Below are 7,947 nucleotides of genomic sequence, written 5' to 3'. Positions count from 1 at the left end.
CCTTGGCGGTGACGCGGCCGCTGGCCGGGTTGGTCACGTCCTGCGTGCGGGCGCTGCTGTTGGCGGCCACCTGGCCGGCAATGAAGTGGTCGATGTTGGCAATGCTCATGGGGGAATCTCGATCGGCGGATACGGAGCGGCTCAAGGCGTTTCGTCCAGCGCGTCGCCGAGTGCATTGACGAGGCGGTCGATCTCGTCCTTCTCGACGATGAAAGGCGGCGCTAGCTGGATGGTGTCGGCGCCATATCGCACGTAGAAGCCCTTCTTCCAGCAGGCCATCGCCACTTCGTAGGGGCGGCGTGCAGGCTCCCCGGGAGCCGCCGCCAGCGTGAGGCCTGCTGCCAGCCCGATGTTGCGGATGTCGACGACATGCTTGCAGCCCTTGAGCCCGTGCACTGCGTCTTCGAAGTACGGCGCGATGGCCCGGACGCGGCCGATCATGTCTTCGGACTGGAGCACGTCCAGCGCGGCAATGCCGGCCGCGCAGGCCACCGGGTGGGCCGAATAGGTGTAGCCGTGCGGAAACTCGATCATGTATTCGGGGCCGCCCGCGCTCATGAACGTGTCGTAGATCGCGTCGGTGGCGACCACTGCGCCGAGCGGCTGGGCGCCGTTGGTCACCTGCTTGGCGATGTTCATGATGTCCGGCACGACGCCAAAGGCGTCGGCACCGGTCATTGCGCCACAGCGCCCGAAGCCCGTGATGACCTCGTCGAAGATCAGCAGGATGTTGTGGGCCGTGCAGATGTCGCGCAGCCGCTGCAGATAGCCCACCGGCGGAACCACCACGCCACCGGAACCCGACATGGGCTCGACGATCACCGCGGCGATGTTCGACGCGTCATGCAGGGCGATCATGTCCAGCAGCCGGTCGGCGAGGTCCGCGCCTTGCTCGGGCATGCCGCGATTGAACAAGCTGCCGGGCACCACGGTGTGCGGAAGATGGTCGGCATGAACGCCCTGGCCGAACAGCTTTCGGTTGGCGCCGATGCCGCCCACGGAAATGCCGCCGAAGTTGACGCCGTGGTAGCCCTTTTCCCGGCCGATCAGGATCGTCTTGCTGGCCATTCCCTTGGCTCGCCAATAGGCACGCGCCATCTTGAGTGAGGTGTCGGCAGCGTCGGAGCCGGAGTTGACGAAGAAGACGCGATCGAGCCCTGCGGGCGTCAACTGCTTGATCCTGTTGGCCAGTTCGAAGGCCAGAGGATGGCCGAACTGGAAGGCTGGCGCGTAGTCGAGCCTGGCGATCTGGCGGCTCACGGCTTCGGTGATTTCGGGCCGGGCATGGCCCAGGCCGGTGCACCACAGGCCAGACAGGCCGTCGAAGATCTTGCGGCCGTGGTCGTCCGTGAAGTACGCGCCCTTGGCCTCCACCACCATCCGCGGATCGGCCTTGAAGTTGCGATTGCCCGTGTAGGGCATCCAGTAGGCGTCGAGCCAGGCAGCGTCTTTGCGGGCAGGAGCCGGCGACGACGTTTCGGTGCGGATGGCCGTGGGGGCTGAAGAGGTCATGTGGTGTGGACGCGCAGCGTTCCGGAGGGTGGAGTCCGGGCGATTGTTCGGGCGCCTCACGGTCTTGAAAATGAACCGATATCGCTGTTTACTTGCGCATTCATGAAAGTATCGGAAACCAGCCGGAAGTCCCGGGCCTTGCTCGGCCAGCTCAGCGACATGGACCTTCGCTTGCTGCGCGTGTTCAAGAGCGTGGTGGAGTGCGGCGGCATGACGGCTGCGGAGCTGGAGCTCAACATCGGCACCTCGACGGTCAGCCGGCACGTGAAGGATCTGGAGACGCGCCTGTCGCTCGTGTTGTGCCGGCGCGGCCGGGCCGGATTCGCGCTCACGCCCGACGGCAAGCTGGTCTACGAAGCCACCTTGCGCCTGCTGGCGTCGGTCGACGCCTTTCGCGCCAGCGTGGACGACATCCACATGCGATTGGGCGGCCAGTTCGACCTGGCGTTGTTCGACAAGACGGCCAGCAATCCGCAGGCGCGCATTCCGGAGACGATCGCGCAGTTCAGGACGCAGGCGCCGGAGGTGGAACTGCACGTGCACATCGCCAGCATCAACGAGATCGAGCGTGGCGTGATCGACGGCCGATTCAACGTCGGCATCATTCCGGAGCATCGCCGCTCGCAGAGCCTGGCCTATTCGCCGCTGTTCGATGAGCAGATGCACCTTTACTGCGGCCGTGGTCATCCGCTTTTCGGGGCTTCGGCCGCAGGCCTGACGTGGGCCAAGCTGCGCGCCCACGCTTTTGCGGGACTGGGCTATCACTCGCCCAACATGGCGCTCAGCCATCGCGCCAAGCTGCCGCGCGCGGCGACCGGTTTCGACCAGGAAGCCATTGCGATGCTGGTGCTGTCGGGCAAGTACCTGGGTTTCCTGCCGGACCACTACGCCGAATCGTTCGAGCAGCGCGGGTTGCTGCAGGCCGTCGATCCGAAGCGATTCCACTACACCTGCCGGTTCGTCAGCATCGTCCGGCGATCGCCTGCGCCATCGCGCGCGACCGCCTTGTTTGCGCAGTGCCTGGAGCAGACCCACGGCCTCCGCTGACCCGGTGGGCCAATCCCGCATTGCGCCGAATCATCACAATCATGATAATGAATTGATGAATTCGACCCGCTCATTGCACCGAGGCGCGCTTCGCAACAAGGTTCCAGACGCGATTGCGGACGCGCTGCGGGTGCAAATCGTGAGTGGCCACTTCCGTGTGAACGACCGGCTGCCCGCGGAAAAGGACCTCATCGAACAGTTCGGCGCCAGTCGAGGATCAGTGCGCGAGGCGCTCAAGTCGCTGGAGGTGCAGGGGCTGATCTACACAATGCCCGGTCCGGGCGGCGGCGCGAGGGTGCGTGAAGTGGAAATGGAACGCGTGCTCGACTTCATGCGCAACTTCTTTCACTTCAATCCGATCGACGGCGCGCAGATGTACCAAGTGCGCAAGCTGCTGGAGCCCGAAACCGCCGCGAGCGTCATCGGCTTGCTGACCGAAAGTGATTTCGAGGCCTTGCAGGCGAGCATCGATACGCTTCACCTGGCCGACAACCCGGCCAACTGGCTGTCCATCCGCAACGCCGAAGTCGACTTTCACGACATCCTGGCGCATGCCTGTCCGAACCCGCTGCTGTCCATGGTGGCCAAGTTCGTCAATTCGGTCGTCCGCGCCAACGCCGTCGCCAGCTCGCCGTCGGTGGAGGGCATGGCGGGCGAGCACGCCTTCACCAGGCACAACTGCGAAGCCCACGAGGCCATCGTGCAAGCCCTTCGCGACCAGGACGCACAGCGGGTCCGCGACTTGATGCGTGACCACATCGATACCGCCGAGCGCTACGTGATCGCCATGCAGCAGCGTGCTCGAACCTGAGTCCTGCGTCCGCCGACACCGCGTCATCCGCTGCCGGCGAAAGCCTCGACGTTCCAGCCGGCCACGCTTCGTTTCCCGCAATCCTTCCACCAGGAGCCTCACCTCATGAAACACCTTCCTGCCGAACTCTGGAAATGGGACGCCGTCGATCTGGCGCCTGCCATTCGCCATCGCGCCGTCTCCAGCCGCGAAGTCGTGACCGCGTGCCTGAGGCGCATGTCCGAGGTCAATCCGGCCATCAACGCCGTCGTCGTCGACATGTCCGAGCAGGCCTTGGCTGAAGCGGATGCGGCCGATGCCGCCGTGGCGCGCGGTGACGTGCTGGGCGCCCTGCATGGCGTGCCGGTGACGATCAAGATCAATGTCGATCAGATCGGCCAGGCCACGAGCAACGGCGTGGTGGCGTTCAAGGACGTCATCGCGGCAGAAGACAGCCCCGTCGTTTCCAACTTGCGCAAGGCCGGTGCGGTCTTTCTGGGGCGCACCAACACGCCGGCGTTCTCGTCCCGCTGGTTTACCGACAACGACCTGCATGGCCGCACGCTCAACCCGTGGTCGGCAGCGCACACGCCAGGCGGCTCCAGCGGCGGCGCGTCGGCCGCGGTGGCTGCGGGCATTGCGCCCATCGCTCACGGCAACGATCTCGCCGGCTCGATCCGCTACCCCGCCTACTGCGCGGGCGTCGCCGGCATCCGACCCAGCTTCGGCCGTGTGGCGGCCTATCTGCCGACGGCTTTCGGAAAGCCCGAGCGCACGATGAGCACGCAGATGATGTCCGTGCAAGGGCCGCTGGCAAGGCGCGTGGCCGACCTTCGCCTGGCGCTGGGCGTCATGGCGCAGGCCGACGCACGCGATCCATGGTGGGTGCCGGCGCCGTTGCAAGGCGAAGCGCTCGCGCACCCGCTGCGCGTGGCAATGGCCGTCGACCCGAGCGGCTGCGGCGTGCATCCAGACGTTGCGCAAGCCATGCGCGATGCCGCCCGCTACTTGCAGGAAGCCGGCTACATCGTCGAGGAAGTCGAGTTGCCGGCGTTCAACGCGATTGCCGATGCCTGGCAGCTCCTGGCGCGGGCCGAGGCCCCCTTGAGCCTGCTGCCCAATGTCCAGGCCCATGGCGACTCCGGCATCAAGAAGGCGGTGCATTGGCACCTCGGCGATCATCCCGTTCCCACGGCGCAGGAATACATGAATACCTTGGCGCAGCGGACCGGCTGGATCCGTCAATGGAGCATGTTCATGCAGCGCTATCCGCTGGTGCTTTGCCCGACGTCGCTGCAACCGCCGTTCCCGCAGGGCATGGACACCGAAAGCAAGGCTTCGCTGGAAAGCATCCTGGCGGCTCAGGCACCCAGCTTCGTGGTGCCCATGCTGGGGCTGCCCTCGACCGCGGTGCCGACCGGCATCGGCGCCAGCGGCTTGCCCACCGGTGTTCAGATCATCGGTCAGCGTTTTCGCGAAGACATGACGCTGGACGCGGCGCAGGTCATCGAGGCGCGGGCGCCCATGCAGACGCCGATCAATCCGCGCTGACGAGCGTCAGAGCGCGCCGGCGATCGTCGTCGTCGGCAGTTCGCGCCCTGGGCCCAGCGCCGCCGACATCAACTCGCGCTGCTGCTCGGCGGTGCGGTGCGAGATCAGCCGCAGCAGGGCGGGGCCGTCCTGCACCTGGATGCCATGGGTCTTGGCGAAGTCGGATGCTTCGGCCGTGAACGTCGCGCTGGTGACGTAGGTGCCATGCGCCAGGTTGTTTGCCCCCATCGAGCGCAGGAACTCGCGCATCTCGCGCGCATCCACGGGCGCGTCGTGCCAATGGCGGCAGCGCACGATGCGCGGCTCGGGCATGTGGCGCGACTGGACCCACAGGTCAGCACCTTCGTGTTTGTCGGAACCATTGGCAACGCTGGTGGCAAAGCCCGCCTGCGAGAAGAAGCTGCGACACAGCGCGAGGAATTGTTCGGCATCGAGGCGCTGCAGGAGCAGCGGACTCCAGCGAACCGGCGGCGGCCCAGCGGGTGCCGGGCGTGGCGCGTCCTCGCGCGGCGGCATGGACGGGTCTTCATCGACCTCGGAAGCTGTCGTGGGCACGGCAATCGTGTCCACGAATGCCGGCTCGGACACGGATGGCGCGCGAGCAATCCCCAGCGCAGCCAGGACCGAAGGCCTGGTCACGCCGGCCTGGTCGTATTCGTCGGCATCTTCGTCATGGACCGGGTCGATGCGTGCGCCCGGAGGCGTACGGCGCTGGCGCCGTTGCAGCAACGCCAGAAGGATCCCCAGCACGATGCCCAGCCACGCAACGGTTCGAAGTCCCGCCGGGAGCGCGCCGCCCAGATCGCCTGGAAGCAACTGATAGCTGCCCACCAGCAACAGCAGTCCGAGCAACGCAATGATCCAGCCCGTCGGACTGGGGGTTCGACTGGGTGGGCGCCGGGCCGGCTCGAAGTCCCTCATGGCTCGGATGGCTTGTAACCAAAGTTGTCGTCGACGCAGTGTACGTGTTGCCGCCAAATTTTCACAGTGCGTCTTGATCGGCGAGATGCAAGTGGCCTGCTAGCAAATCCGTAGCGCTGGACAACGCAAAGGCGCGCCCTCTGGTAGCCTTTGTTCTTTGCCTGCTGGGCGGCCATGTCAGAACCATTTCCTTCACTCGAAATCCTGCCGCGCGACCTGTCGGCGTATGCACAGGGCAACATCGGCGTTCCGTACGTGCATCGATTCGAATCCGGTCTGGCGGGGCCGCATGTGCTGATCAATGCGCTGACGCACGGCAACGAGATCTGCGGAATGGTGGCGGCCACGCATTTGCTGGACACGCAGGTCAGGCCCAAGATCGGAACGCTCACGATCAGCTTTGCGCACGTAGAGGCCTACAACGCGTTCAATGCGGACAAGCCCTTTGCCAATCGCCAGATCGAGCACAACCTCAACCGCGTCTGGTCGGACGACCTGCTCGGAGGCAGCGAGAACAGCCCGGAACTGCGGCGCGCGCGCGAACTGCGTCCGGTGGTGGCGGCGGCCGATCACATCCTGGACATTCATTCGACCAGCCAGGACAACGAACCGTTCTGGGTGTACCCCGGCTTCGAGCGCAATGCGCGCGTGGCGCAGGCCATCGGCTTGCCGTCCACGCACCTGGTCATGCCCAGCGGACTGGGCTCGGGGACGCCCTTGATCCAGCACGGCGCGCATGGCGGGGAGCATGCGCCCGGCGCCGCCCTGGTGGCCGAATGCGGCCAGCATTTCCGGCGCTCGTCGGCGGAGGTCGCCACCGAAGTCACCCTGCGCTTCCTGGCGCATTTCGGGTTGATCGACCACACCCCTTCTGCGCCGGTGGGACCGCAGCGCAGGTTCGAGCTGCTTCGCACCTGCATGGTCACGACGCCGGAGTTCCGCTTCACCCGCCCGCTGGTGGGATTCGAGACTTTCGCTCAAGGCGATGTGATCGCCACCGACGGCGAGCAGCGCATCGTCGCCCCCTGCGATCACTGCACCGTGTTCATGCCCACGCGTGAGCCGATCGTCGGGCGCGAGGCGGTCTATCTCACGCGTCCGCTCTGAGCGTTTCCGGCGTTGCGGCCGACAGCCTCCATGGCTTCCGGCGCCACCTGGCGCATCAGCGCGATGAACTGACTCAGGCGCAGCGGCGGAAAGCGCGTCGGCGGATAGATCAGGTTGACCGGCAAGGGCGCCGTCTGCCACAGCGGCGCGAGATGGATCAGGCGGCCCTGCGCCACGTCGTCTGCCAGCGCCCAGGCCGATGCCGCGCAGACCCCCAGGCCCATGAGTGCGGCGTTGCGCAGCGCGAAGAGGCTGTCGGTGCTCAGGCGCGGGCGGATGGGCAGCAGCACCGACTCGCCACCCGCCACCGGTGTCAGTTCGATCTCGGTGCGGTAGAAGGTCTGCAGCGCCATCCAGGGCAGGTCGACCAGTTCGCCGGGATGCTGCGGCAGCGGGCGCCCCGCCAGCAGTTGCGGCGCCGCCACCAGGATGCGCGGCACCGACCACAGGCGAATCGACACGAGCGACGGATCGGACGTCTCGCCGACCTGGATGGCGCAATCGATGTCCTCTGCGATGAAGTTGGGCGTTCGGTCGTCGAGCAGCCATTCGACCGTCACCCGCGGATGCCGCTTGAGAAAGTCGACCACGGGCGCTAGCAGCAGCTCCTGGCCGAAGGCATGCGGCGCACGCACGCGCAGGTGCCCGGCGGATTCCGAGGCCGGGCCGCGCAGTTCTTCGCCGAAGTTCTCCCAGCGGGCCAACAGGTCGCGGGCCCGCTCGTAGCAACGCTGGCCGTCTTCCGTGAGCTTCATCGCATGCGTCGAGCGCTGAAGCAGGCGCATGCCCAACGAACGTTCCAGCGCTTGCAAGCGGCGGCTGGCCGTCGGCTGCGTGGTTCCCAACTGCTTGGCCGCGGCCGAGAGGCTGCCGGCCTCCACGATCCGCACGAAGGTTTGAAGCAGATCCAGGCGTTGACTGAGGTCCTTGCTCATACGTCAAGCGTATAGGCATTGTTCGCAAGGCGCTACTACCGTGGCGGGTTCACAAGGGAGAAACTCGCCGCCATGACTACCAAA

7 protein-coding genes are annotated in these 7,947 nt (G+C 66.1%); 4 read left to right on the top strand and 3 right to left on the bottom strand.

Translation table 11 applies throughout. The annotated features are described in order from the left end of the window. Positions 1–141: 141 nt before the first annotated feature. Complete coding sequence (gene aptA, locus QTH91_RS18560) at positions 142–1,512, bottom strand: omega-aminotransferase AptA (RefSeq protein WP_286661566.1); 1,371 nt, start codon at positions 1,510–1,512, stop codon at positions 142–144. Positions 1,513–1,614: 102 nt separating this feature from the next. Between aptA and QTH91_RS18555 the strand changes: the two genes are divergently transcribed. From QTH91_RS18555 to QTH91_RS18545, 3 genes are all read left to right on the top strand, one after another. Then, complete coding sequence (locus QTH91_RS18555; RefSeq protein WP_286661565.1) at positions 1,615–2,559, top strand: LysR family transcriptional regulator; 945 nt, start codon at positions 1,615–1,617, stop codon at positions 2,557–2,559. Positions 2,560–2,614: 55 nt separating this feature from the next. Continuing rightward, positions 2,615–3,370, top strand: coding sequence for a FadR/GntR family transcriptional regulator (locus QTH91_RS18550; RefSeq protein ID WP_286661564.1), 756 nt, complete (start codon positions 2,615–2,617; stop codon positions 3,368–3,370). Positions 3,371–3,475: 105 nt separating this feature from the next. Continuing rightward, entirely contained in the window at positions 3,476–4,900 is a 1,425-nt protein-coding gene (locus QTH91_RS18545; protein WP_286661563.1) for an amidase family protein, read from the top strand. 6 nt (positions 4,901–4,906) lie between these two features. Here QTH91_RS18545 and QTH91_RS18540 read toward each other — a convergent pair whose 3' ends face one another. Beyond that, positions 4,907–5,821: a restriction endonuclease gene (locus QTH91_RS18540; protein WP_286661562.1), complete on the bottom strand. Its 915-nt coding sequence runs from the start codon at positions 5,819–5,821 to the stop codon at positions 4,907–4,909. Positions 5,822–5,995: 174 nt separating this feature from the next. On the opposite strand from QTH91_RS18540, the gene QTH91_RS18535 reads away from it, so the two are divergent. Further along, entirely contained in the window at positions 5,996–6,928 is a 933-nt protein-coding gene (locus QTH91_RS18535; protein ID WP_286661561.1) for a M14 family metallopeptidase, read from the top strand. On the opposite strand, the gene QTH91_RS18530 is transcribed toward QTH91_RS18535, so the two are convergent. Then, positions 6,907–7,863: a LysR family transcriptional regulator gene (locus tag QTH91_RS18530; RefSeq protein WP_286661560.1), complete on the bottom strand. Its 957-nt coding sequence runs from the start codon at positions 7,861–7,863 to the stop codon at positions 6,907–6,909. The two genes, QTH91_RS18535 and QTH91_RS18530, sit on opposite strands and share 22 nt — an antisense overlap. Positions 7,864–7,947: the final 84 nt, after the last annotated feature.

Source organism: Variovorax dokdonensis (genome assembly GCF_030316895.1).
Classification (GTDB): Bacteria; Pseudomonadota; Gammaproteobacteria; order Burkholderiales; family Burkholderiaceae_C; genus Variovorax; species Variovorax dokdonensis.
This window is presented reverse-complemented; position numbering and strand designations above follow the sequence as displayed.